Source organism: Arthrobacter ruber (assembly GCF_002954225.1).
In the GTDB taxonomy this organism is placed as follows: Bacteria; Actinomycetota; Actinomycetes; order Actinomycetales; family Micrococcaceae; genus Arthrobacter_D; species Arthrobacter_D ruber.
This window is the reverse complement of record NZ_PPTH01000011.1, coordinates 1-25,608: the sequence shown is the minus strand read 5'-3', so window position 1 is coordinate 25,608 and position 25,608 is coordinate 1. Positions and strand designations below refer to the sequence as shown.

The window sequence follows — 25,608 nt, the reverse complement described above, 5'->3', positions numbered from 1 at the left end:
CCCCCTACACTGGTGTGGACAGAAGTGGGCCAGGGCACAGGCGTGCCCCCCACCACACCCAGTCCCAGGAACGGATTCCCAGTGCTTGCACACGTAGTCGCCCAGACAGCCACCGGAGATGCCCCTCCCTTCGACATCTTCTCCCTCCTGCTGCCGCTGGCACTGGCGTTCCTGATCTTCACCATGTTCCGCAGGCAGCGCAAGACGCAGCAGCAGGTGAAGGAGATGCGCACGCAGATGGAACCCGGCACGGAGGTCATGACGCAGTTCGGGCTCTACGGCACGATCGTCTCGATCGACCAGGAGAACAACAAGGCCGTCCTCGAGCTCTCTCCGGGCAACCTGGCGACGGTCCACACGCAGGCCCTGTCCAAGGTGGTCCAGCAGGACACCGCGGCCGTCGTCGACCCGGCCGTCGAGCCCGCCGTCGACGGTGTCTCCGTGCCCGACGACGCGTCCTCGATCAGCGACGACCGCACCGACCGCACGCCGTCGACCGGGTCCACCGCGGCGTCGGCACCCACGGCGGGCGGCACGGAGACCCCGGAGGAGGCCCTCCGGCGCCTCGACCGTGAGGCCGTTCAGGAGAACCGCGACGCGCGGGACCCCCGCGACCCCAAAGCGACCCCCGACAACTAGCATTCCGTAGGGCCGGTCCTCACGCCGCGCCCGTCAGAACCAATCCGGCGCAGCAGCCGCGCCACTGAATAAGGACATCCATCATGCCTCGTACCGGTCCCGGGACGGCAGCCAAGCGGACACTTGTCTGGCTGGGCGCATTGACAGCACTGCTCGCGATCCTGCTGGGAGCGGGTTCCTACTGGAGCACCGCGAGCTGGAGCCCCCGCCTCGCCCTCGACCTCGAGGGTGGAACGCAGATGATCCTCGCGCCCCGGGTCCAGGACGGCAGTGAGATCACGCCCGAACAGCTCGACCAGGCCGTGGAGATCATCCGCCAGCGTGTGGACGGCTCCGGTGTCGCGGAGGCCGAGATCAACACGCAGTCGGGCCAGAACGTCATCGTGTCCCTTCCCGGCACGCCGGACGCGCAGACGCGCGACCTCATCCAGGCCTCGGCGCAGATGGAGTTCCGCCCCGTCCTCGCCGGAGGGCCGGGTCAGGCCGCGGCTGCAGAGACGCCGACGCCGGACGATCAGCTGCCCAAGCCGGCCGCCGAACCGCAGAACGCGAGCGATCCGAACTGGATCACACCGGAGCTGTACAAGGAGTTCGAGGCGCTCGACTGCCTCGACCCGGCAGCCCTGGAACCCGCCGAGGAGCCCGCGCCCGCCGACCAGCCCATGGTCGCGTGCGAGCCCGACTCGCAGGGCAAGTACATCCTCGGACCCGTCGAGGTCCCCGGCACGGACATCTCCACCGCGAGCTACGGCCTGCAGCGCGGCGCGCAGGGCCAGTCCCTGAACACCTGGGCCGTCACCATCGACTTCAACGACGAGGGAACCGACACCTTCCGGACCGTCACCGAGCGCCTGTACGCGATCGGCCAGGGCGACCCCCGCAACCAGTTCGCCATCGTGCTCGACGGTCGGATCGTCTCCGCGCCCACCACCAACGCCGTCATCCCCGACGGCAATCCCCAGATCTCGGGCAACTTCACCGAGGAGTCCGCCGCGGCCCTGGCGGAGCAGCTCAAGTACGGCGCGCTCCCCATCAGCTTCGAGATCCAGAGCGAACAGCAGATCTCCGCGACCCTCGGCGCCGACCAGCTGCGCCTCGGCCTGATCGCCGGCCTCATCGGCCTCCTGCTCGTCGCCGTCTACTCGATGTTCCAGTACCGGCTGCTGGGCCTGGTGACCATCGCCTCGCTGGTGGTCGCGGGCATCCTCACCTACCTGGCCATCTGCATCCTCGGCTGGACCGAGAACTACCGGCTGTCCCTTGCGGGCGTCGCCGGGCTCATCGTCGCCATCGGGCAGACCGCGGACTCGTTCATCGTCTACTTCGAGCGCATCCGTGACGAACTGCGCGACGGCCGCGGCCTCGTCTCCGCCGTGGAGAACGGCTGGCGCCGCGCGAAGCGGACCGTGCTCGCGTCCAAGGCCGTGAACCTCCTCGCAGCCCTCGTGCTGTACTTCGTGGCCGTCGGCAACGTGCGCGGGTTCGCCTTCACGCTCGGCCTCACGGCGATCGCCGACCTCGTGGTCGTCTTCCTGTTCACGCACCCGGTCCTGCGCCTGCTGGCCAGGACGAAGTTCTTCGGCGAGGGCCACCCGTGGTCCGGGCTGGACCCCAGCCGCCTCGGTGGCATCCCGCTCTACCGCGGCGCCGGCCGACTGCGCGAGCCGGGCGAGAAGCCCGTCGTCGTCGCCCGCGCCAAGAACAAGGGAGCCACGGCCGAGGCCGAGCGGCGCATGACCATCGCCGAGCGCCGTCGCGCGGAGCAGCAGAAAGCCCTCGCCGGGCGTACCGGGTCCTCGGCCGTCGGATCCTCCGTCGCCCAGGACGCGGAACCCGCCATCGATCGCGCGGAACCCGCCGTCGCCGGGCGCACCGGCTCCCGTGCCGCTCGTACCGGCTCCTCCGTCGCCGGGCGCACCGGTTCCTCCCAGAAAGAGACCAACGAATGAGCCGCACAAGCTTCGCCACGTTCGGCAACGAGCTGTACTCGGGAAAGCGCTCCTACCCCTTCGTCGCCAAGCGGAACCTCTGGTTCCTCATCGCAGGCATCGCGCTCCTGATCTCGATCCTCATCCCGGTGGTCAAGGGCGGCTTCAACCTCGGCATCGACTTCCGCGGCGGCTCGGAGTTCACCGTCTCCGCGACGGAGAACACGGACGTCGCCATCGGTGAGCGCGCCGTCACCGACGTCGTCACCGACGCCGTCCCACGCGTGACCAACATCGCCGCGGACACCATGCGCATCCAGACCGAGCGCCTGTCCGACGACGAGACGCTCAGCGTCCGGGACAACCTCGTCAGCGGGTACGGCGTCGACGAGGACCAGGTGACCTCGAGCTTCGTCGGCCCGACCTGGGGCGAGGACGTCAGCCGTCAGGCCCTGATCGGCTTCGGGGTCTTCGTCTTCCTGGCCGCGGTCCTGATGGCCATCTACTTCCGTACGTGGAAGATGGCCCTGGCCGCGATGGCCGCGCTCGTCGTCGTCATGGTGGTCACCGCCGGCCTGTACTCGCTCAGCGACTTCGAGGTCACGCCGTCGGCGATCATCGGCTTCCTGACCATCCTCAGTTACGCGCTGTACGACACAGTGGTGGTGTTCGACAAGATCCGCGAGAACACCGCGGACATCACGATCTCGACGAAGCGGACCTTCGCCGAGCAGGTGAACCTCGCGGTGAACCAGACGCTCGTGCGGTCGATCAACACCTCGGTGGTGGCCATCCTGCCCGTCGCGTCGATCCTGTTCATCGGCGCGTTCCTGCTGGGTGCCGGCACCCTCCAGGATCTCTCGCTGGCCCTGTTCATCGGGATCATCCTGGGCACGCTGGGCACCATCTTCATCGCCGCCCCCCTGTACGCGGCGCTGCGGCTGAACGAGCCGGAGCTGAAGAAGCAGGAGAAGAAGGTCCTCGCGCGGCGCACGCTCGAGGCGGCGGCCGTCTGACGGCGCCCGACCCGAACCAGCCGTCCTCAGCCGCAGGGGCCCGTACGGGCCCCTGCGGCTGAGGCGCTTCCGGCCCGGCTAGACTTGGAGATGCCGCCTGACGTGCGGCGCAGGCGATCCTCACGGGATCCCGGATCGAGATCGAGGGACTGGACATGGCTGAAGCGGTGAACCCCGGAGGCGATCAGGGTGCTGTGGCACCCGGCATCCCCGGACCGGTCGCCACCGATGCCACGCGCCCCGGTCTCGGCCGGGGGCTCGTGCAGCCGGCCTCGCCCACCTCGGCGCCGTCGGCGACGAGCGCCGACCAGGCGGCTCCGGGCCGTCGCGGCCGGACCCGGGCGCGCATCGCCCGGCTGACCGGGCGCGGGTCCTCCGGCTACTCACCGGTGCTCGAGCCGCTGCTGCGCACCGTCCGGGCGAACAACCCGCGCGAGGACCTGGACCTCATCCAGCGGGCCTACCTCGTGGCCGAGCGGAGCCACGAAGGCCAGACGCGCAAGAGCGGCGATCCCTACATCACGCATCCCGTGGCCGTCGCCACGATCCTTGCCGAACTCGGCATGACCGGCACCACCCTCGCGGCGGCGCTCCTGCACGACACCGTGGAGGACACCTCGTACACCCTCGAGGAGCTCAAACGCGACTTCGGGCCCGAGGTCGCGATGCTCGTGGACGGCGTCACCAAGCTCGACAAGGTGTCCTTCGGCGACGCCGCGCAGGCCGAGACCGTCCGCAAGATGGTCGTGGCCATGGCGAAGGACATCCGGGTCCTCGTCATCAAGCTCGCCGACCGGCTGCACAACGCCCGTACCTGGCGTTTCGTCTCGCCGGCGTCGTCGGCGAAGAAGGCGAGGGAGACCCTCGAGATCTTCGCGCCGCTCGCGCACCGCCTCGGCATGAACACCATCAAGTGGGAGCTCGAGGATCTCTCGTTCGCCGCCCTGCACCCGAAGGTGTACGAGGAGATCGTCCGGATGGTAGGGGACCGGACGCCCGAGCGGGAGAAGCACCTCAGCCTCGTCCGCAACCAGATCGATGAGGATCTCCGAGCGGTGAAGATCAAGGCGACGATCACGGGCCGCCCCAAGCACTACTACTCGATCTACCAGAAGATGATCGTCCGGGGCAAGGACTTCGACGACATCCATGACCTCATGGGCGTGCGCGTGCTGGTGGACAGCGTGCGCGACTGCTATGCGACCCTCGGCTCGCTGCACTCCCGCTGGAACCCCCTGCCCGGGCGGTTCAAGGACTACATCGCGATGCCCAAGTTCAACATGTACCAGTCGCTGCACACCACGGTGATCGGACCGGGCGGGAAGCCCGTGGAGATCCAGATCCGTACCCACGACATGCACCGGCGCGCCGAGTACGGCGTGGCCGCGCACTGGAAGTACAAGAGCGGCGGCCGGCAGCTCGAGGCGTCGGACAACGGCGACATGGGCTGGCTGCGGAGTCTTGTGGACTGGCAGCAGGAGACCTCGGACCCGGACGAGTTCCTCGACTCACTGCGGTTCGAGATCAACGCCCGCGAGGTCTTCGTCTTCACGCCCAAGGGCGAGGTCATGGCGCTGCCGGCGGGGTCGACGCCGGTCGACTTCGCGTACGCCGTGCACACCGAGGTGGGGCACCGGACCATCGGCGCCCGGGTCAACGGCAAGCTCGTGCCCCTCAACAGCGAGCTGAACCACGGTGACTGGGTGGAGATCTTCACCTCCAAGGCCGAGGGGGCGGGTCCCAGCCAGGACTGGCAGGGTTTCGTCAAGAGCCCGCGCGCCCGGAACAAGATCCGGCAGTGGTTCACCAAGGAGCGCCGCGAGGAGGCCATCGACAAGGGCAAGGAGCTGCTGACGCGCGCGATGCGCAAGCAGAACCTCCCGCTGCAGCGCATGATGACGCACAGCGCCCTGATGACGGTCGCGGGGGAACTCAAGCACCAGGACATCTCGGCCCTCTATGCCGCGGTCGGGGACGGCCACACCTCCGCGCAGAACGTCATCGAGCATCTCGTGGCGCTCATGGGCGGTCACGAGGGCGCCGAGGACAAGATCGCGGAGACGGCGGTCGCCACGCAGCCGCGGCGTCCCAAGTTTTCCGACTCGGGCGTCACGGTCCGGGGTGTGGGCGATGTGTGGGTCAAGCTCGCGCGCTGCTGCACGCCTGTGCCGCCGGATCCGATCATCGGGTTCGTCACCCGCGGTTCGGGTGTCTCCGTGCACCGCAGCGACTGCCGCAACGTGCAGGAGTTGCGCGACCAGCCGGACCGGATCGTGCCCGTGGAGTGGGCGCCCACGCAGTCGAGCGTGTTCCTCGTGGAGATCCAGGTGGAGGCGCTGGACCGCAAGAGCCTGCTGTCCGACGTGACGAGCGTACTCGCCGAGAACCACGTCAACATCCTTGCCGCGAACGTCAACACGTCGTCGGACCGGGTGGCGATGTCGCGCTTCGCGTTCGAGATGGGCGATCCGAAGTACCTGAGCCACATCCTCAGCGCCGTACGCCGGATCGACGGCGTGTTCGACGTGTACCGGACCACGGGCTCCCAGCGCCGCCCCTGACGGTTCGCGGTCACACCCGGCACCGATGCTGGCGCGCGAGGCGCAGCCGCGTGAGCGCCTTGGTCTTGCCCGGCACGCGCGGAGTGGTGACGAGTGCCGCCTCGACGAGCCGGAGGGGACAGCCCAGGTTCCCGGCGCTACCGATGGCCCGGAGGATGGGCACCGCGTCGGTGTCCTCCCCGTGCACCGCGATGTCCAGCGCGGTCCGCAGGGGCGTGGTCACGGACACCCCGCCCACCAGGTTGACGTCGAAGGGCCCGAGCGCCACCTGATGCATCACGGCGGGCGAGAACGGCGGCAGAGCCGTGGTGCGACGCCGATGGTCCGTGACGAGGCTGATCAGTGCGGGCAGGGGAGCGCACCCGTAGATCCAGGCGGCACAGGTACGGCCCAGGGCCACGCGTGCCCGGAGCGGCGCGGGGACGCAGCGGACCGCGGCCTGCGCCCTCAACGCGGGATCCTCCCTGAAGTCGCTGCGGAGATAGGTGTCCCCGATGACGAGGCGCACGAGTCCGTCGAGCCGCATGGCCTGCAGCTCCGGCGACGTGAAGACCTCCCCGGCATGGAGCAGTGCGCCCCCGGTGGAGGTCAGGGGCCGCCCGTCCGCACCGAGGATCCTCTCGGGCGGTGCTGCGGCGTCGGAACTGTCCAGGGGTGGCATTGCTCCAGCATCCCCACCGCCGAGGGCACGGAGAAGCCCTCCGAAGCCGATGTGGACAACCCGTACCGGAAGACCATCGGAGAGCTGATAGGGCGGATCCCGACAGGGACCCGCCCCGTTCCCGGTGGCTAGGAGATCTGCAGACCACCATTGATGTCGTAGGTGGCGGCGGTGATGTAACCGGCGTCAGGTCCCACCAGGAAGCAGATCAGGGCGGCGATATCGTCGACGGTTCCGACCCGCCCCATCAGTATGTCCCTGGACATGTCCTGCTTGCGTTCCTCGGTGAGGGTGCCGCCCATGATGTCGGTGTCCACCGGTCCGGGAGCGACGGCGTTGACGGTGATGCCGTGCTCGCCCATCTCACGTGCCAGGGCGCGGGTGAAGCCGATGATGCCGGCCTTGGATGCACTATAGGCCACCTTCGAGTAGGTGCCGCCGCCGCGCTGTGCCGAGATGGAGGAGATGCTGACCACGCGGCCGAGTCCGCGCTCGATCATCCCGTGCAGGGCGCGCTGCGTGACCAGGAACGTGCCGGTCATGTTGACCGCGAACACCCGCTCCCAGGCTTCCTTGGTCTCCTGCATGAACTCGGTGGGGGAACTGATTCCGGCGAGATTCACCAGTGCGACGATCGGCGGCACCGATGCTTCGACGGTGGTCAGGGCGGCATCGACGGACGCCTCGTCGGAGACATCGGCGGCGACGCCGACTGTCTGCACACCGTGCCGCTGCGCAATGTCCGCTGCGGCCTCTTCCGCTGCGCTGCCGTCGATGTCGAGGATCGCCACCGACCAGCCGTCGCGGGCCAGCCTGTCGGCGGTCGCGCGGCCGATGCCGCGGGCCGACGCTGCTCCGGTGAGAACTGCGGTGCGTTCGATCGGAAAAGTCACGTGATCTCCTGGTGTTGTCTTTGCGGGCGGATGAAACGTTCGTAGTCGTCGTACGTCTGGTTGATGTGGGCTTGCATCGCCTGGCGGGCCATCTCCGGGTTCCGGGTACGGATGGCCTCCAGCACCGACGTGTGGTGGGCGATGGCGTGCTGCTGTACCTCGTGGAAAGACGACGTCTCCCGCCGCATCGTGTACAGCAACCTGCTAAGCGGTCCGAGAACGACCGGCAGGAACGGGTTGGCCGAGGCCCTGAAGATCGCGTCATGGAACGCGATGTCCGCCGCAGTGACAGCGTCGAGGTCGCGCGCCTCGTGGGCCGTCTGCAGCGCGGCATTCGCCGTCGCCATCCTGGCCAGGTCCTCGTCGGTGGCATGAAGCGCGGCCAGCTCAGCGGCACCGGTTTCCACCATCCGCCGGACCTCCAGCAGCCGCAACGACACGTCGGGAGAGTCGGCGGTGGTCGATGCGTGCCTGAGGATGGCCTGCAGATCGGTCCACTGGGCGGCCGGATTGACGTAGGTCCCCAAGCCACGCTTGATCTGCACCACGTGCTGCGCCTGGAGCTGCTTGAGCGCCTCACGGACCGTCAACCGGCTGACGTCCAGGGAAGCCGCCAGGTCGTTCTCCGAGGGAAGTGCCGCGCCGGGCTGGTACGTGCCGTCGATGATCCGTTCGAGGATGTCGTCGAACACCGATTCAACAAGCGGTCTCCGTGCCATCGGCCTCCCCTCCCGCGGTGTTCATAGCGGTGGCGTCCATCGCAGCGGCGCGCCGCTGCGGTGCGACCACCTTGATCACCGACGAATCGTCGGCAGTGCCCAGGCCTTGGGTCTGGCCCAGCAGGAACAGCTGCTCGGCGGCCGCAGCGACCGGCGCCGCAAGTCCTGCCGTCCGCGCTGCCTTTCCCACAATGCCGAGGTCCTTGACGAAGATGTCCAGCCTGCTGAGCACGTCGGCAGGGTCGTCGTACCCCTGCACCATGCGGGGCCCCCGGTTGGACAGCATGAACGACGACGCCGCCCCGGTCTCGAGCGCAGCAAGAACCAGCGGCTGGTCCAGCCCGAGCGCATCGGCGAGCGCGAGAGCCTCCGCAGCCGCAGCGATGTGTACGCCGCAGAGCAGCTGGTTCACCGTCTTCATCGCCTGGCCGTCACCGGCCTTGTTCCCGACGACGGTCAGCGTCGACGCGAGCCGCTCCAGGACGGGCCGAGCGGTGTCCAGGGCCGATGGATCAGCGCCCACCACGATCAGCAGATCACCCTCGCCGGCTCGCACCGGCCCGCCGGACAACGGTGCGTCGACCAGCGCCACACCCAGGTCGCCGAGCCGCTCGGCCCAGGAAGCGACTGCGTCCATCCCCACGGTGCTGGTCATCACGACGGTGGCGCCTGTCATGAGAGCAGCCGCAACCCCGTCGTCGCCGAAGAGGACATCCTCCACCTGAGCGGCGTCTCGGACTGCGAGCAGCACGATCCCGGCATCGGTCACCGCGTCGGTGGCCGTCGCTGCACACGGGAGTCCTGCCTTCTCGGCCCTCTCCCGTGAGGCCCCCATGGAGTCGTACCCGGTCACCGCGAACCTGCCGGCCAGCCGGGTTGCCATCGGCAGGCCCATGGCACCGAGGCCGAGGACGGCGACCGTCGCGCGCTCAGGGTCATACTTCAAGAGTGGCGCCCGTGGTAGCGGCGGAACCCGTCGCGGGGACGCGGAGGACATCGACCACGTCAGCAAGGGATGTGTCGGTTCCGACGTTGCCGGCGAACACCACGAACGGGATGGAACCGGCCGGGCCGTCGGCCGGCTGCCAGAGGGACACAATGCCCGGCAGCATCGGTCCGCGCACCAGCGCACGGCGGATCGAGAGCCCGTGTGCGGCGACGTCGGAGGACGTGATGCCACCCTTGGCAATGACGAAGCGCACCGGAGTCTCGGCGATCGTGGACCGGACGACGTCGACCACTGCCCGCGAGACGGTACGGGCGAACTCCAGGCTCTGCTCCGGATCGTCGGACCGGATCAGGCGGCGGCTGGTATGCAGGATGACCTCGCCGGATGGGAGGCCGTCGACGACGGCCCGGACGGCTTCCGCCACACCGGTATGCCGCCGTTCGGGATCGAGGACGGCTTGGACGTCGAGCTCGACGAGCCGGGCCTCGGGCCGCCGTGCGACCAGGGCGTCCAGCTGCCGGGTGGTCAGCCCCACATGCGAGCCCACCACGACCAGCCCACCCGAGGCGGGAGCGTCCAGGCCCATGAACACGTCTTCTGCCGTCAGCGGCGTGCGCTCGCCCTGGCCTATCCGGGCACGGACGAACGGTGGACCCACCCGGTACAGCAGCTTCTTGCCGCGTCGTTCGGATTCCTCAAGGCCCAGGGCGAGTGCCCGGAGATCGTCCTCGGTGACGGCGTCGACCACGACAGGGATGGCATCGGCCGCCGCCTCCAGAGCGTCGGCGATGCCCTCCGCGCCGGAGCGGATGGTCGAGAGGTCGAGCCGGATGACGGCACCGGCCGACCCGCCAGTCTTCTCAGCCACATAGTCACCGAGGTCCGATGACGTGAATCCAAAGGTGGCGTCCAGGGCGAATTCGGTGTCGGCGACCGGAGTGACCGCACCGTCATCGCCACGCAAGTAGTGAGTGCCACCGATTGTGATGCGGCCGGCGTCGGGAAAGGCCGGCACCAGGACGACGCCGTCGGTCCCGATGCCCGTGCGTGACAGCAGGGTTGCGCCGATGACGTCGGTCTCGAGCGGGAAGTGACCGCGGAGGGTCGAGTCGCTGCGGCTGACGAAGCCGACGGTGATCCCCGCAGTCTCGGCGGCATGAAGCGAATTGGTGACAATCTCCCGGTTGCGCGACGCTGTGGTCCCCGGGTCGAGGCTGCGAGTGTTGGTCAGGACGTAGACCGCCGGTGCCGGTGTACCGTCGATGCGCTGGGCGAACGCCCATGCGAAATCGTCCGACTCCCAGGAGGTGAGGACCGGAAGGTCGGCAACTGACTGGGTGCCGGTGGGATCGTCATCGAGGACTACCAAAATCCGTCCGGAGGCCTTGACGGCGGCAGCGATGACTTCCGGGTCGATGGCCCGGACGGGTGGGTAACCTCTGAGCAACTCTTCTTCGAGTATCACTGATCCGCGCTTTCGTAACTCGGTGTCTACCGGCACTTGTCAGATGTCTTATGTCCGGTGTTAGTGTGACAGGCAGCACAGTGCCCGTCAAAAGAATCGACCCGGCCGGTGTGACCACCTGAGACGGCAACGAGGCCTGCTCAGTGACCGAGGAGCAGTACGTGGATATACAACTTCTTCTAGCGCTCGTCCTGGGTATCGCCACCATCATCGTCCTGGTGCTGAGGACACGGCTCGATGCGTTCGTAGCACTCCTGATCGCTGCGCTGGTGACCGGGATCGTCGCCGGCCAGGCGCCGCTCGATATCGTCTCGTCGATCACGACGGGCTTCGGCAACACCCTGGCGTCGATCGGCATCGTGATCGGTCTGGGCGTCGGGATCGGCAAGATCCTCGAGGTCTCGGGCGCCGCCAATTCCTTGGCCATGGCCTTCCTCAAGCTCTTCGGCAAGGGCCGTGAGCCGTGGGCCCTGGGCAGTGTGGGCGCACTGGTCTCCATTCCGGTGTTCTGCGACTCCGGTTACGTCATCATGAACCCGTTGGCCCGTTCGATTGCCCGGGTCAAGCGCGCCGGGTACATCACCCTTGCACTGGCCCTCGGTTGCGGTATGACGCTGACGCACCATCTGGTGCCTCCGACGCCCGGTCCGCTGGCTGTTGCCGGCATCCTCGGCGCCGATCTCGGGGCGCTGATCCTTGCGGGTCTCGTGTTCACCATCCTGCTGCTGCCGATCGTCGTCCTCTACGCCCAGTGGATGGGCCCGAAGATCGAGCCTTCCATGAACGCATCCGTCCGGGAGGCCGTCTACGGCACGGCACACGCCGTGAGCGGACGTCGCGGCAGTACTGCTGTCGCGGATCACGACGGCGGCGCCGGAGAAGGTGACGATACCCCGTCGATGGAGATCGACGACACTGGTCTCGGCACACCTCCTGCAGGCGCCAAGCCTCACCGGGTCGGCGCCTTCGTTGCGTCGCTGCCACTGCTGGTGCCGCTGCTCCTGATCATCCTCAACACCGTCAGTGGCGCGATCGACCAGAACAACCAGGGCGTCGTCGGCACCGGGGAGTACACGCCGTCGTCGTGGGCCGTGCCGTTGGCGTTCATCGGCAATCCCGTTGTTGCACTGGTCATCGGCGTCATCCTCGCGGTCTACGTGCTACTGCCCCGCTGGACCCCGCGTTCCAAGGTTCAGGGCTGGTTCGGTGAGGCCGCGGCCTCGGCCGGCTTGATCCTTCTCATCACCGGTGCCGGTGGAGCACTGGGACAGGTGCTGCGAAGCTCGGGTGTTGGCGATGCCCTCGCCGAGGCTATTGCCGGCACTCCGTTGCCGGCGTTCCTGGTGCCGTTCCTCATCGCCACACTGGTTCGTATCGCCCAGGGCTCGGGCACAGTCGCGATGATCACCGCCGCATCCGTGACGGCGCCGCTGGTGGGCTCCCTGGGTATCGACCCCATCGTCGCGGCACTCGCCTGCACAGCCGGTTCGATGGTCTTCAGCTACTTCAACGACTCCTACTTCTGGGTCGTGACCCGCTTCGCCGGTCTTGACGGCGTCGCAGCTCTCAAGGGCTGGTCGGGCATCACGACGGCGGTATGGGCCGGTTCGATCCCGCTGCTGTTCATCGCCAACGCGGTCCTCGGCTGATTCGCGGGATCCTTCCACGATTGCCGGGCGGCTCGGGTGTGTTGTATCCGAGCCCCCGGCTACCGTCGTTCGGCGAAGAGGCTCGGCGCGAACCGGTCCGTCGTGCGTCGCCGGTGCACCCGCAGGTGGTCTCAGGAGTGCGGCACGGTCGAGCGCACTTCTGTCCTGTGGCGCGTCGTCCCCGCGCCCACCTCGGTTTCGTCCCCGAGGGTAAGGAGCCCCTGCGAACGCAAGAGCGGACCCCCTGAGGGGTCCGCTCCGCTACGCCGAAGGCTAGGAGAAGTCGCGCGCAGACCTCTGCAGCATCTCGAGCCACTGTTCCCGTGCGGCCAGCGCCTCCCGGGCGGAGGCGATCTTCTTCGCGTTCCCCGCCCGTTCCGCGTCCGCGAGGTCGTCCCTGAGCTGTGCGATGGTCGCCTCGAGCTGGCTGAGCGCACTGTTGGTGCGTGCCTTCGTCTCGGGATTCGTCCTCGTCCAGTGCTCATCATCGGCCGCCTTCACGGCATCCTCGACCTGCCGGAGTCCGGCATCCATCCGGCCCATGTCGGCACGCGGCACCTTGCCGGCCTCGTCCCAGCGGTCACGGACGGACTGCAGCGCCTTCTTGGCCGCGGCGACATCCCTGATCGGCAGGATCTGCTGGGCCTCCTTGAGCAGGGCCTCCTTGATCGTGAGGTTGCCGGCGTACTCCTCGTCCACGGCTTCGTTCGCGGACTTACGGGCCTCGAAGAAGCGGTCCTGGGCTGCACGGAACCGGGCCCACAGGGCGTCGTCGTCCTTGCGGCTGGCGCGCTTCGACGCCTTCCACTCGTCCATCAGGTGGCGGTACTCGGCGGCGGTCTGGCCCCACTCCGTGGAGGTCGAGAGCTGCTCGGCGCGGGTGATGAGCGCTTCCTTCGCCTGCTTCGCCTCCGCGTTGTCGCTGTCGAGCTGGGAGAAGTAGGCGCGGCGGTGGCGGTCGAAGACCGTCCGTGCGGATCGGAACCGCTTCCAGAGCGCGTCCTCCGTGCCGCGTCCGAGCCGGGGTCCGTTCTTCTGCGCGGCCTTCCACAGCTCGAAGAGCTCGTTCATGCGCGTGCTGCTGGCTTTCCACTGCACCGTGGAGGGGTCGCGGCCGGCGAGCTCCTCCGCCTCGGCGACGATCGACTCGCGGGCGGCGAGCTCCTTCGCCTTCAGGGCGTCCTGCGCTGCCCGCTCCGCCTTCTCCAGGCCGCCGACGGCTTCGAGCAGGGCGTCGATCCGCGCCTCCAGCGCGACCACGTCGCCGACCATCTTCCGTTCACCGACCTGCGCGCGCAGGTGCTTGGCGGTCTTCGCCATGTCCGACGACGGCGCCTTGACCTGGACGCGCTGCTCCAGCAGCGCCACCTGGCTCACGACGTCGTCGTACTTGCGCACGAAGTAGGACAGTGCTTCCTCGCGGGTCGCATCGGGGTACTGGCCCACGGGGTGCTCGACGCCGTCGACCACGAGGAAGACGTGGCCGTCCTCCTCGACACGCGCGAACTTCCCGGCCTCCTCGAGGGAGGTGCTGTGGGCGGGGGGTGCCGCCAGGGGCTGGGCGGCCTTCTTCAACGGTCGGGGCGCCATGGCCGTGGGCAGCGGCGCACGGGATGCGGCAAGGCGGGGCGAGGGCGTGCTCAGCGGAGCTGGCTCGGGCGCGAGCGGAACCGACGGCTCGGCTGCGGGGGTGTCCGTCGAGCGCTCGTCGGCGTCAGTGCCTGCTGGTGCGGCGGCGGCAGCCGGCGCGTCGGCCGGTGAGGAGGCCGGGGATGTCGTCGGGGTGGTACCGTCCGACCGCTCGTCGGGTTCGTCCTGGTCGGGGGAGTCGGCGTCTGCCGGTGCCTCCGATGCTCCGCCCATGGGTTCCGACGTGTCCGGCACAGCCGATGCCTCCGCCTCCGCGGTTCCGGCGGCGTCCGCCTGGGCTGCATCGACCTCCGCAGGGGGCAGTTCCGTGTGCTGGGCTCCGGTCACACCCGGGGCACCGGCTGCGGGCGTGAAGGTGCCATCGCCGGCCTCGGCGTCCTGCTGCGTGTCCTGGCCGATGGTCGTTTCGTCGGATTGCTGACTGTCTGTCACCGCTAGAAGTCTTTCGCTCGTCGGATGGCCGTGAGCAACGCCGGGGCCATTTCATTCAGGGGGGAGCCCATCGGCCCGGCCGGTCGGGGGACGGGGAAGCCCGTCCAACGAGTTTCCTCTGCATCCACCGATCGCCGGAGCAACGCGGAACCTGCCCTGAGGTTACTTTACCCACTGGGTCCCGATCCGCGTCATGGCGCGGAACGCCGCATTCCGTCGAGCGGCCGTACCCGCACCCCATGGACCCGCTTTTTCCGCGGACCCCCGGCGGGACCTAGGATTGAGGCCGCAGAACCGGTCCGCCGCGCCGCCCGTGACGGCGGAGACCGGCCCCCAGCAGGAGGAGACCCATCCCATGGCCCGCAAGGCTTCACTGTCCGGCTTTCCCGAATGGCTCCCGGAGGAGCGCCTGATCGAGCTCCACGTGCTCGGCGTGCTGCAGCGGACGTTCGAACTGCACGGTTTCTCCAGCATCGAGACCCGCGCGGTCGAGACCGTGGAGCACCTGCTGCGCAAGGGCGAGATCGACAAGGAGGTCTACGCGGTCTCCCGCCTGCAGGCCGATGAGGCCACTGCCTCCGAGAGCGGGCTCGCACTCCACTACGACCTCACCGTCCCGTTCGCGCGCTACGTCGTGGAGAACGCCGGGCACCTCGCCTTCCCGTTCCGCAGGTTCCAGATCCAGAAGTGTTGGCGCGGGGAGCGCCCGCAGGAGGGCCGCGCCCGCGAGTTCACGCAGGCGGACATCGACGTCGTGGGCGACGGCGTCCTGCCGTTCCGGTACGACGTCGAACTGGCCCTCGCCGTCGTGGAAGCCCTCGGCGCCCTGCCGATCCCGGACTTCACCCTGCGCGTCAACAACCGGAAGCTCGCGGAGGGCTTCTACCGGGCGATCGGTCTCGAGGACACCGCGGCGGTCCTGCGGAGCATCGACAAGCTCGAGAAGATCGGTCCCGGGAAGGTGGGAGCGCTGCTCCGTGACGAGGTGGGAGCGGACGAGGAGCAGGTGCGCCTCGCCCTCGACCTCGCCGGCATCCGCACCGCCGACACGTCCTTCGTGGAGCAGGTCCGCGCGCTGGGAGTGACGAACGAGCTCCTCGAGGAGGGACTGGAGGAGCTGCGCCAGGTGGTCGGAGAGGCGTCACGGCGGGCACCGGGCCGCGTGGTCGCGGACCTCAGCATCGCCCGCGGGCTCGACTACTACACCGGGACCGTCTACGAGACGGTCCTCAACGGCCACGAGGCACTCGGGTCCATCTGCTCCGGCGGCCGCTACGACGCCCTCGCCCGCAAGGGAAGCCGCACCTTCCCCGGCGTCGGGCTGTCCATCGGGGTCACGAGGATCGTCTCGCGCATCCTCAGCCAGGGGTTCGCGACGGTCTCCCGGTCCGTCCCCACCGCCGTGCTCGTGACGCTCGCCGACGACGACGCCTGGTCCGAGGCGCAGGACGTCGCCGCGGCGCTGCGGAGCCGCGGCATCCCCGCGGAAGTGGCGGCGAGCGCCGAGAAGTTCGGCAAGCAGATCAAGTTCGCCGACCGCCGCGGCATCCCCTTCGTGTGGTTCACGTCGTCGGAGGGCGCGCACGAGGTCAAGGACATCCGGTCCGGTGAGCAGACCGCCGCCGATCCGGCCTCCTGGGCGCCGCCCGAGACAGACCTCCGCCCAGTGGTCGCCACGGCCTGATCCGGCAGCGACCGTCAGGCCCGTCGGCGACGCCTCAGCACGACGGCGCGGGCGACGAGTCCGACCGCCAGCACGGCCAGCATCGTGAGGACCGACATCCCAGGGAGGGTGAAGGCGAGCAGGAGGCACGCGGCCGCGCCCACCAGGTTGAGCCAGCGCGGTGCGTACCACTGCCGGTCGGTCAGCGTGAAGGCCGCGATGTTCGCGACAGCGTAGTACACCAGCACGCCGAAACTGGAGAACCCGACGACGGTGAGCACGTCGGTCGCGAGCAGCAGGACCACCACGACACCGGCCGTCGCGATGTCCGCGACCCAGGGGACGGCATGGCGTGAGGAGACCCTCGCCAGCACCCGGGGCAGGTCGCCGCCGCGGGCCATGGCCAGGCTCGTGCGGCCCACGCCCGCGATGAGGGCGAGCAGCGCACCGAGGCTGGCCAGCGCCGCGGTGATGGTGACGACGGCACCGGCGCGACCGGTCGAGCCCTCTCCCGGCACGGCAGCATCGATGACCTCGCGTAGCGGTGCCGTGGTCCCGGCCAGACCGGCGGGCCCCAACGCATGCAGGAGGGACAGCGCCAGCAGCACGTAGAGCACGAGCGTGAACCCGAGGGCGCCGAAGATCGCCGCAGGGATGTTCCGGCCCGGGTTCCGGACCTCCTCGCCCATGGTGGCGATGCGCGCGTACCCGGCGAACGCGAAGAACAGCAGGGCTGCGGCCTGCAGGACGCCCCCGACGCCCTCGGGCCCGGACGCACCCTGGTCCGCGACCGTGGGGGAGTCGAACGCCACGACGATCACGAACGCGAGGACGGGCACCACGATCGAGACGATCACGCGCGTCCCGAGAGCGGTGCGGGTCACCCCGAAGAGGTTGACGACCGTCAACCCGACGACGGCGGCCACCGCGGCGGCCTTCGCGGCACCGGGCGCGGCGTAGACCCCGAACGTGAGGGCCATGGCCGCGCAGGACGCCAGCTTGCCGGTGACGAACCCCCAGCCGGCGAGGAACCCGGGCCAGTGACCGAGCTGCTCGCGTCCGTACACGTAGGTGCCGCCGCTGGAGGGATACCGGACGGCGAGGGACGCCGTCGCCGCCGCGTTGCAGTAGGCGACGAAACCGGCGATCACGACGGCGAGGGGCAGCAGCCCACCGGCGGCGGCGGCGGCCGGGGCGAAGACCACGAACGCGCCCGCGCCGATCATGGCGCCGACCCCGACGGTCGTGGCGTCGAAGCCGCCCATCGCTCGCCGCAGTGCCGGTTGCTGCGCCATGGCGCTCCTCGAGGTAGGGCCCGGATGGGGCTGAGGTCGGAATCGGGACAGGACCGGGCGAGCGCGGCAGGCGGCTGGTCGCCTGTCCGGGCGGTCGAACCGGGACCGGTAATGTTGATGGCGTTCAAGCCAACTCTAGGCAGGTGCTTCCGGAGCCTGCGACTCATCTGACACATCTGTGGGAAGGAATGCTGTGCTCCGCACGCATGAACTCGGCTCCCTTCGGCCCGAGCACGTAGGACAAACGGTCACGCTGGCAGGGTGGGTGGCCCGCCGCCGCGACCACGGCGGGGTGGCGTTCCTCGACCTCCGTGACGCGTCCGGCGTCGCCCAGGTGGTGGTGCGGGAGGAGGACGTGTTCTCCAGCCTGCGCAACGAGTACGTCCTGCAGATCGTGGGCGCCGTGCACCAGCGCCCCGAGGGCAACGAGAACCCCGCCCTCGCCACGGGTGCCATCGAGGTCATCGCCGATACCGTCACGATCCTCAACACCGCGGACCCGCTGCCGTTCCAGATCGACGAGCACGTCGAGGTCGGCGAGGAGGCGCGCCTGCGCCACCGGTACCTCGACCTCCGCCGTCCCGGCCCTCAGGCCAACCTGCGCCTGCGCTCCGAAGCGAGCCGGGTGGCACGCGAGCTGCTCCACAAGGACGGCTTCGTGGAGATCGAGACGCCCACCCTGACGCGCTCCACACCCGAGGGTGCCCGCGACTTCCTGGTCCCGGCGCGGCTCGCCCCGGGCTCCTGGTACGCCCTGCCGCAGTCGCCGCAGCTCTTCAAGCAGCTCCTGCAGGTGGGCGGCTTCGAGAAGTACTACCAGCTCGCCCGCTGCTACCGCGACGAGGACTTCCGCGCCGACCGGCAGCCCGAGTTCACGCAGCTCGACATCGAGGCGAGCTTCGTGGAGGAGGACGACATCATCGCCCTCGGCGAGCAGCTGGTCTCCGCGCTGTGGAAGCTCATCGACGTCGAGATCCCCCTGCCCATCCGCCGCATGACCTACGCGGACGCCATGGCGAAGTACGGCTCGGACAAGCCCGACCTCCGCTTCGGGCTCGAGCTCACCGAGCTCACCGAGTTCTTCAAGGACACCGGGTTCGGCGTCTTCAAGGCGCCCTACGTCGGCGCCGTCGTCATGCCGGGCGGCGCCTCGCAGCCGCGCCGCCAGCTCGACGCCTGGCAGGAATGGGCCAAGCAGCGCGGAGCCAAGGGCCTCGCCTACGTCCTGATCGACGACGACGGCAGCCTGCGCGGACCCGTGGCCAAGAACCTGACGGACACCGAGCGGGAGGGCCTGGCCGCCGCGACCGGTGCGAACCCGGGCGACTGCATCTTCTTCGCGGCGGGTGACCACGCGTCCTCACGCGCCATCCTCGGCGCGGCCCGCGTGGAGATCGGACGGCGCACGGGCCTCGTCAAGGAGGGCGACTGGGCCTTCGTATGGGTGGTCGATGCTCCCATGTTCGAGCCGGCGTCCGCCGCGGTGGCGGCCGGCGACGTCGCGGTCGGCGGTGGCGCGTGGACGGCCGTGCACCACGCCTTCACGTCCCCGAAGCCCGAGTTCCTCGACAGCTTCGACACCGACCCCGAGAACGCCCTGGCCTACGCCTACGACATCGTCTGCAACGGCAACGAGCTCGGTGGTGGATCCATCCGCATCCATCAGCGGGACGTCCAGGAGCGCGTCTTCGCCGTCATGGGCCTCGGCGCCGAGGAGGCCCAGGAGAAGTTCGGCTTCCTGCTCGAGGGCTTCAAGTACGGGGCGCCTCCCCACGGCGGGATCGCGCTCGGCTGGGACCGCGTGGTCTCCCTGCTCGCGGGGACGGACTCGATCCGCGACGTCATCGCCTTCCCGAAGTCCGGCGGCGGCTACGACCCGCTGACGGCCGCGCCCGCGCCCATCACACCCCAGCAGCGCAAGGAGGCCGGCGTCGACGCGAAGCCGAAGGCCGACGGCGCCCCGAGGACCGAGGGCTGACCGGCCCTTCCACCCGGCAGTACGCAGGGACGGCGGGCGTGGAGCAACCGCGCCCGCCCACGAAGGGCGGGACACCCCAGGGTGTCCCGCCCTTCGGGCGTCGTCCGGCGCGTATCGCTCTCGGACGAATTGTGACCTCCGGGCGGCGTGTGCCTGTGCCCTGTGAAATAATCGGCCNCCTGTGCCCTGTGAAATAATCGGCCCAGTACGTGCTCCGGGGTCGGTGTAAGTCCGAACCGGCGGTGATAGTCCGCGACCCGCCTGATGTTCCGCACCCGCGGAGCAGGGGCGGTTGAGCCGGTGGAATTCCGGGACCGACAGTCAAAGTCTGGATGGGAGAAGCACGAACAGCAGGGGTCCGCCGCTGCCCTCCGTCGGGCTGCGGTCCCGTCGTGGTACCACAGCGGCAGGGCATCCCTCCTCCTGCCATTTCCCGGAGCCGTCGTATCGGCAAAGGAACGGCATGGACTTTCTGCAGTGGCTCTTCGAGGCCCGCATCCCCGTTGGCAACGGCTCCCTCCTGCTCCGCGAAGTGGTGGGCAACGTCTTCGGCCTGCTCAGCGCCCTGGGCGGCATGCGCCGCCGCGTCTGGGCCTGGCCGGTCGGCATCATCGGCAACCTCCTGCTCCTGACCGTGTTCCTCGGGTCCCTGTTCGGCGCCGCGAGCGCCGCCAACCTGCTGGGGCAGGCCGGGCGCCAGGTCATGTTCATCGCCGTCTCCGTCTACGGGTGGCAGCAGTGGCGGGCGAGCCGCCGGCAGGGCGGACAGGCCGTGACGCCGCAGTGGGCCGGCGTGCGGGCGCGGATCGGCATGGTCGGGTTCATGGTCATCGGCACCCTGGCACTGACCCCGCTGTTCCGCGTACTCGGCTCCTACGAGCCGGTGTGGGCCGATGCCTGGACCTTCGTCGGGTCGCTGCTCGCAACCTACGGCATGGCGAAGGGCTGGGTGGAGTTCTGGCTCGTCTGGGTCGCCGTCGACGTCGTGGGCGTGCCGCTGCTCTTCAGCGCCGGTTACTACGCCAGCGCCTTCATGTACGTGTTCTACGGGGGGTTCACGCTCGTCGGCTTCTTCGTCTGGGCGCGCGCCCAGCGCACCGCGAAGCCCAGCATCGAGACGCTGCTGCCGGATCCGACGCTGCGCTGACCGTCCGATCGGCAGCCGCCGTCGTCCACTGCCCGGCGCCCGGACCCCGCGGCCGCGGACGCAGCACCCCTCAGCGCCCGAGGACGGCGGCAGCCGGAGGCGTCCGTCACACCGTCGGATCCGCGTGACCGTACGGCTCCGCCGAGCCGATAGCCTAGGGAGCGTGAAAACCTTTGAATCCCTGTTCGAGGAACTCAGCGCGAAGGCCGCCGAACGCCCTGCCGGCTCGCGGACCGTCGCCGAGCTCGACTCCGGCGTGCACGGCATCGGCAAGAAGGTCGTCGAGGAGGCCGCCGAGGTCTGGATGGCCGCCGAGTACGAATCCACCGAGGACGCCGCGGAGGAGATCTCCCAGCTGCTCTACCACCTGCAGGTGCTCATGCTCGCGAAGGGTCTCACGCTGGAGGACGTCTACAAGCATCTGTAGCCGCGCCGGCGCATCCCGCCCGCGGCTCCAGCCCGCCACCTCCTCCTCCACCGAAAGACTCCCATGCTCCGTGTAGCAGTCCCCAATAAGGGCGCCCTCTCCGAGGCCGCCTCGTCCATGCTCGCCGAAGCCGGCTACCGCCAGCGCCGCGACTCCCGCGAACTCGTGCTCGTCGATCCCGAGAACGAGATCGAGTTCTTCTTCCTCCGTCCCCGCGACATCGCGGTGTACGTCGGATCGGGCACGCTCGACGTCGGCATCACCGGCCGTGACCTCTTCCTCGATGCGCAGGTGAAGGCCGAGGAGCTCCTGCAGCTCGGGTTCGGCGCCTCCACGTTCCGCTTCGCCGGACCCGTGGGCGACTTCACCGCCGTCGAGCAGCTCGAGGGCAGGCGCCTCGCGACCAGCTACGAGGGACTCCTCAGGGACTACCTCGCCGAGCGTGGCATCAGCGCCGACGTCGTCCGGCTCGACGGCGCCGTCGAGTCCTCGGTGCGACTCGGCGTCGCCGACGCGATCGCCGACGTCGTCGAGACCGGCAGCACCCTGCGCGCCGCGGGCATGGAGATCTTCGGTGAGCCGATCCTCCAGAGCGAGGCCGTGCTGATCGGCCGGGCCGGCGTCGCGGCTCCCGCCGGCCTCGACGTGCTGCTGCGCCGCCTGCAGGGCGTCCTCGTGGCACGCCAGTACGTGATGATGGACTACGACATCCGCACGAACCTCGTCGACGAGGCCGCGGCCCTGACGCCGGGGCTCGAGTCGCCGACGATCTCCCCGCTGCGCGACTCCGAGTGGGTCGCGGTCCGCGTGATGGTCAAGCGCACCAAGACCAATCGCATCATGGACGAGCTGTACGAGCTCGGCGCGCGCGCCATCCTCGTCAGCACCATCCACGCCTGCAGGATCTAGGACCGGCCATGACCGTCGCGATCCGCGTCATCCCGTGCCTGGACGTCGACGCCGGGCGCGTCGTCAAGGGCGTCAACTTCGCCGACCTGCGCGACGCCGGCGATCCGGTGGAGCTCGCGCACCGCTACGACCGTGCCGGCGCCGACGAACTGACCTTCCTCGACGTCACCGCGTCCTCCGGCAACCGCGAGACCACCTTCGACGTCGTCGCTCGCACCGCTGAGGAGGTCTTCATCCCGCTGACGGTGGGCGGGGGAGTGCGCGAGATCTCCGACGTCGACCGTCTTCTGCGCTACGGCGCGGACAAGGCGTCCATCAACACCGCCGCCGTGGCGCGGCCGTCCGTCATCGACGAGATCACCGGGCACTTCGGGGCCCAGGTGCTCGTGCTCTCCCTCGACGCGCGCCGTACGCGGGATGACAGCACGCCGTCGGGGTTCGAGGTCACCACGTACGGGGGACGCAAGGGGACGGGGATCGACGCGGTGGCCTGGGCGAAGGAGGCCGCGGACCGGGGCGTGGGGGAGATCCTGCTCAACTCGATCGACGCAGACGGCACCAAGGAGGGCTTCGACCTCGAGCTCATCCGGGCCGTCCGTGCTGCCGTGGGCGTGCCGCTGATCGCCTCCGGGGGAGCGGGCAAGCCGGAGCACTTCCCTCCCGCGGTGCAGGCCGGCGCCGATGCCGTGCTCGCCGCGTCGGTGTTCCACTTCGGTCCTACGGACGCCATCGCCCAGGTCAAAGCCGCCATCCGCGACGCAGGGTTCCCCGTCCGGTAGGGCCCTCCGGCCGGCTGGGGCGCCCGGCGCAGCAGCTCAGAGCCGCTGCGGCATTCCCACCGGTCATTCCGTGCGGATCGAGAAGGACCTCAGAGGCCGATGTCGGCGCTCTCGAGCAGGGCGACGGCGTCGGGCTGGCCCTCGAAGGTGACCAGGGCCTGCCGACGCCGACCGTGGGCGTGCATCAGCAGCTCGCCGGGATCGCCGACGATCGCCACGGAGACCGGTGCGCGCTTGGCGACGTGCCGCGGCCCCTCCGGCCGCACCAGCACGACGCCGAGATCCACCCCGCGGTAGAGGATGGCTGCGCGCTTGACGAGTTCCTCCCACAGGGCGTCGGCGTAGTCCTCGTCGAGTGCCCGGGGCGCCCATCGGGTGGTGGCGCGGCGGACGTCCTCGGTGTGCACGAAGTACTCGATGAGGTTGGCGCTCCTGTCGATCGAGTTGATGCGCATCGGCGAGAGCGCGGGCGGTCCGGCCAGGAAGCGGTTCACCAGCGCCTCGAACCCGGCGGGAGATGCCGCACGCTCGGCGGTCTCCCGGATGGCACGCTCGGTCACGGACGCGAACCTCCGCACGACCATCCCCACGCCGAGCGTCGGCTTGTGCTCCCGCAGGTAGAGGTGCGCGGCGAGATCGCGGGTCTGCCACCCCTCGCACAGCGTAGGGGCGTCTGGGCCGGCCGCCAGGAGCGTCTCGGCCAGGACTTCGCGGGACGGGGTCACGTAGTGCATCACTGCTGAAAATAGCATGCTGCGCGCAGGCGGCGGCAGGTCCGGACGCGAGTCGGCGCGACCGCACTAGAATCGAGGTGATGCCTTCCTCCACAACGTCCCCGCACGAGTCCGAAACCGCTGCCCGGCTGCCCGGCGAGGAGCGTGCCGCTCTCGATCCGGCGATCGCCGAAGCCCTCAAGAAGGACGACGCCGGCCTCGTCGCCGCCGTCGTCCAGCAGTACGACACGCTGGAGGTGCTCATGCTCGGCTGGATGGACGAGGAGGCCCTCCGGCGCACCCTCACCAGCGGCCGTGTCACCTTCTATTCACGGTCCCGCGCGGAGTACTGGCGCAAGGGAGACACCTCCGGTCACCGGCAGTGGGTCCGGAGCGTGGCCCTGGACTGCGACGGCGACGCCCTGCTGGTCACCGTCGACCAGGAAGGCGCGGCGTGCCACACCGGCACCAGGACCTGCTTCGACGGGCGCGACCTGCCCGCCGTGACCGCCGACCGTCCCGCCCCGGAAGGATCCTGACCCGATGCAGCAGCTGGGTACCATCAGCCCCACCCTCGAGGAGTTCCGCGCGCTGGCCGAGGCGCGCCGCGTGGTGCCCGTGCACCTGAAGGTCCTGGCGGACGCGCACACGCCGATCGGCATCTATCGCAAGCTCGCGGCCGGGCAGCCGGGCACGTTCCTCATGGAATCGGCGGCGGTCGGCGGCGTCTGGTCGCGTTACTCCTTCATCGGGTCGCAGTCCCGCGCCACCCTCACCACGCGCGACGGCCAGGCCCACTGGCTGGGCGAACCGCCCGCCGGCGTGCCCGTGGGCGGCGACCCGGTGGAGGCCCTGCGCCTCACGGTGGAGGCGCTGCGCACCGAACGGTTCCGGGACCTTCCCCCCTTCACCTCCGGCATGGTCGGTTTCGTCGGCTGGGAGGCCGTCCGGCACTGGGAGCGGCTCACGAGCCCGCCCGAGGACGACCTCCTGCTGCCCGAGCTCGCGATGTGCCTCGTCTCGGACCTCGCCATCCACGACAATTCGGAGGGTTCGCTCACGCTGGTCGCCAACGCCATCAACTTCGACGGCACCGACGAGCGCGTCGACGAGGCGTGGCACGACGCCGTCGCGCGTGTCCGTGCGATGCTCGCCAAGCTCGTGGCGCCCGCCGAGCTCGCCGTGTCGGTGATGGCCGGGGACGCCCCGACGGCCGACCAGTCGACGGACCGCGTCCGCGAGTCCTGGTTCGAGCCCGACTACCTGAGGGCCATCGAGCGCGGCAAGCGGGCGATCGTCGACGGCGACGTCTTCCAGGTGGTGATCAGCCGACGCTTCGAGATCGAGTGCGATGCCTCCGCCCTGGACGTGTACCGGATCCTGCGCACCACCAACCCGAGCCCCTACATGTATCTCTTCAGCCTCGAGGACGCCGACGGTCAGGGCTACTCGATCGTGGGCAGCTCGCCGGAAGCCCTTGTGACGGTCACGGGCGACGAGGTCATCACGCATCCCATCGCCGGTTCGCGGCCCCGGGGGAGGACCACCGAGGAGGACCGCGACCTCGCCGTCGAGCTCCGCGCGGACACGAAGGAGAAGGCGGAGCACCTGATGCTCGTCGACCTGGCCCGCAACGACCTCTCCAAGGTCTGCCTGCCCGGCAGCGTGGACGTCACCCAGTTCATGGAGGTGGAGAAGTTCAGCCACATCATGCACCTGGTGTCGACCGTGGTCGGGCGGCTCTCGCCGGTGAAGAGCGCGTACGACGTCCTCGCCGCGACCTTCCCCGCGGGGACCCTCTCCGGTGCCCCCAAGCCCCGGGCCCTGCGCCTCATCGACGAGGTGGAACCGCACCGGCGCGGGATCTACGGCGGCGTGGTCGGCTACCTCGACTTCGCCGGCGACATGGACATGGCCATCGCCATCCGCTCGGCCCTGCTGCGGGACGGCAAGGCCTACGTGCAGTCCGGCGGTGGTATCGTCGCCGACTCCGTGCTGGAAGCGGAGGCCATCGAGACGGTCAACAAGGCCGCAGCGCCCCTGCGCGCCGCGCTGACGGCGGCCGGGCTGCGGCCGGCGACGGCGGACGGCGTCGGCGTCACGGCGGCGGACGCCCCGCTGGACGGAGCCGCACC

21 protein-coding genes and 1 riboswitch are annotated in these 25,608 nt (G+C 69.6%); of the genes, 13 read left to right on the top strand and 8 right to left on the bottom strand.

From position 1 onward, the window contains the following. Positions 1 to 81: 81 nt before the first annotated feature. From yajC to CI785_RS02000, 4 genes are all read left to right on the top strand, one after another. Positions 82 to 639 (top strand): preprotein translocase subunit YajC, encoded by a 558-nt coding sequence (gene yajC, locus CI785_RS02015; protein WP_205753543.1) that lies wholly within the window; start codon positions 82 to 84, stop codon positions 637 to 639. 83 nt (positions 640 to 722) lie between these two features. Further along, complete coding sequence (secD, locus tag CI785_RS02010; RefSeq protein WP_105030433.1) at positions 723 to 2,588, top strand: protein translocase subunit SecD; 1,866 nt, start codon at positions 723 to 725, stop codon at positions 2,586 to 2,588. Further along, positions 2,585 to 3,583 (top strand): protein translocase subunit SecF, encoded by a 999-nt coding sequence (gene secF, locus CI785_RS02005; protein WP_105030432.1) that lies wholly within the window; start codon positions 2,585 to 2,587, stop codon positions 3,581 to 3,583. The genes secD and secF overlap by 4 nt, the downstream gene beginning before the upstream one ends. 155 nt (positions 3,584 to 3,738) lie before the next feature. Then, entirely contained in the window at positions 3,739 to 6,144 is a 2,406-nt protein-coding gene (locus CI785_RS02000; RefSeq protein WP_240614952.1) for a RelA/SpoT family protein, read from the top strand. A 10-nt stretch (positions 6,145 to 6,154) separates the two neighbouring features. Here the strand turns inward: CI785_RS02000 and CI785_RS01995 are convergent, their stop codons facing one another. The 5 genes from CI785_RS01995 to CI785_RS01975 all read right to left on the bottom strand — a co-directional run bounded on the left by CI785_RS01995 (position 6,155) and on the right by CI785_RS01975 (position 10,831). Further along, complete coding sequence (locus tag CI785_RS01995) at positions 6,155 to 6,805, bottom strand: hypothetical protein (RefSeq protein ID WP_105030431.1); 651 nt, start codon at positions 6,803 to 6,805, stop codon at positions 6,155 to 6,157. A gap of 128 nt (positions 6,806 to 6,933) precedes the next feature. Beyond that, positions 6,934 to 7,698: an SDR family NAD(P)-dependent oxidoreductase gene (locus CI785_RS01990; RefSeq protein ID WP_105030430.1), complete on the bottom strand. Its 765-nt coding sequence runs from the start codon at positions 7,696 to 7,698 to the stop codon at positions 6,934 to 6,936. After that, the gene (locus tag CI785_RS01985; protein WP_240614951.1) at positions 7,695 to 8,390 is read right to left on the bottom strand and encodes a FadR/GntR family transcriptional regulator; all 696 of its coding nucleotides are present in this window, start codon (positions 8,388 to 8,390) and stop codon (positions 7,695 to 7,697) included. The genes CI785_RS01990 and CI785_RS01985 overlap by 4 nt, the downstream gene beginning before the upstream one ends. A 4-nt stretch (positions 8,391 to 8,394) precedes the next feature. Continuing rightward, entirely contained in the window at positions 8,395 to 9,363 is a 969-nt protein-coding gene (locus CI785_RS01980; RefSeq protein WP_276307997.1) for an NAD(P)-dependent oxidoreductase, read from the bottom strand. Next, entirely contained in the window at positions 9,353 to 10,831 is a 1,479-nt protein-coding gene (locus CI785_RS01975) for a four-carbon acid sugar kinase family protein (protein ID WP_105030427.1), read from the bottom strand. The genes CI785_RS01980 and CI785_RS01975 overlap by 11 nt, the downstream gene beginning before the upstream one ends. A gap of 143 nt (positions 10,832 to 10,974) precedes the next feature. Here CI785_RS01975 and CI785_RS01970 point away from each other — a divergent pair, with 143 nt between their 5' ends. Next, complete coding sequence (locus CI785_RS01970; RefSeq protein ID WP_240614949.1) at positions 10,975 to 12,480, top strand: GntP family permease; 1,506 nt, start codon at positions 10,975 to 10,977, stop codon at positions 12,478 to 12,480. Between the two features lie 273 nt (positions 12,481 to 12,753). Here CI785_RS01970 and CI785_RS01965 read toward each other — a convergent pair whose 3' ends face one another. Then, on the bottom strand, positions 12,754 to 14,343 hold the full coding sequence (locus tag CI785_RS01965; protein ID WP_105030576.1) for a DUF349 domain-containing protein: 1,590 nt from the start codon (positions 14,341 to 14,343) through the stop codon (positions 12,754 to 12,756). 574 nt (positions 14,344 to 14,917) lie between these two features. Between CI785_RS01965 and hisS the strand changes: the two genes are divergently transcribed. Then, complete coding sequence (hisS, locus tag CI785_RS01960; protein WP_105030575.1) at positions 14,918 to 16,246, top strand: histidine--tRNA ligase; 1,329 nt, start codon at positions 14,918 to 14,920, stop codon at positions 16,244 to 16,246. A gap of 14 nt (positions 16,247 to 16,260) precedes the next feature. Here the strand turns inward: hisS and CI785_RS01955 are convergent, their stop codons facing one another. Further along, positions 16,261 to 17,520, bottom strand: a complete 1,260-nt coding sequence (locus CI785_RS01955; RefSeq protein ID WP_105030426.1) for an APC family permease — start codon at positions 17,518 to 17,520, stop codon at positions 16,261 to 16,263. 193 nt (positions 17,521 to 17,713) lie between these two features. On the opposite strand from CI785_RS01955, the gene aspS reads away from it, so the two are divergent. The 5 genes from aspS to hisF all read left to right on the top strand — a co-directional run bounded on the left by aspS (position 17,714) and on the right by hisF (position 22,760). Then, positions 17,714 to 19,498 (top strand): aspartate--tRNA ligase, encoded by a 1,785-nt coding sequence (gene aspS / locus CI785_RS01950; RefSeq protein WP_105030425.1) that lies wholly within the window; start codon positions 17,714 to 17,716, stop codon positions 19,496 to 19,498. Between the two features lie 206 nt (positions 19,499 to 19,704). Further along, a riboswitch (FMN riboswitch) is annotated at positions 19,705 to 19,846 on the top strand. 115 nt (positions 19,847 to 19,961) lie between these two features. After that, positions 19,962 to 20,645: a nicotinamide riboside transporter PnuC gene (pnuC, locus tag CI785_RS01945; RefSeq protein WP_105030424.1), complete on the top strand. Its 684-nt coding sequence runs from the start codon at positions 19,962 to 19,964 to the stop codon at positions 20,643 to 20,645. 163 nt (positions 20,646 to 20,808) lie between these two features. Next, entirely contained in the window at positions 20,809 to 21,072 is a 264-nt protein-coding gene (locus CI785_RS01940; RefSeq protein ID WP_105030423.1) for a phosphoribosyl-ATP diphosphatase, read from the top strand. A gap of 63 nt (positions 21,073 to 21,135) precedes the next feature. Further along, positions 21,136 to 21,981, top strand: coding sequence for an ATP phosphoribosyltransferase (gene hisG / locus CI785_RS01935; RefSeq protein WP_105030422.1), 846 nt, complete (start codon positions 21,136 to 21,138; stop codon positions 21,979 to 21,981). 8 nt (positions 21,982 to 21,989) lie between these two features. Then, positions 21,990 to 22,760 carry an imidazole glycerol phosphate synthase subunit HisF gene (gene hisF, locus CI785_RS01930; protein ID WP_105030421.1) on the top strand — a complete coding sequence of 257 codons (771 nt, stop codon included), beginning with the start codon at positions 21,990 to 21,992 and terminating at the stop codon, positions 22,758 to 22,760. An 89-nt stretch (positions 22,761 to 22,849) separates the two neighbouring features. Here hisF and CI785_RS01925 read toward each other — a convergent pair whose 3' ends face one another. Then, positions 22,850 to 23,494, bottom strand: coding sequence for a TIGR03085 family metal-binding protein (locus CI785_RS01925; protein WP_105030420.1), 645 nt, complete (start codon positions 23,492 to 23,494; stop codon positions 22,850 to 22,852). 80 nt (positions 23,495 to 23,574) lie between these two features. Between CI785_RS01925 and hisI the strand changes: the two genes are divergently transcribed. Both hisI and CI785_RS01915 read left to right on the top strand, forming a co-directional pair. Beyond that, a complete protein-coding gene (gene hisI / locus CI785_RS01920; RefSeq protein WP_105030419.1) occupies positions 23,575 to 24,012 on the top strand; it encodes a phosphoribosyl-AMP cyclohydrolase in 438 nt (145 codons plus the stop codon). 4 nt (positions 24,013 to 24,016) lie between these two features. Beyond that, positions 24,017 to 25,608 (top strand): anthranilate synthase component I (locus tag CI785_RS01915; RefSeq protein ID WP_105030418.1); only part of this gene is annotated, 1,592 nt, incomplete at its 3' end.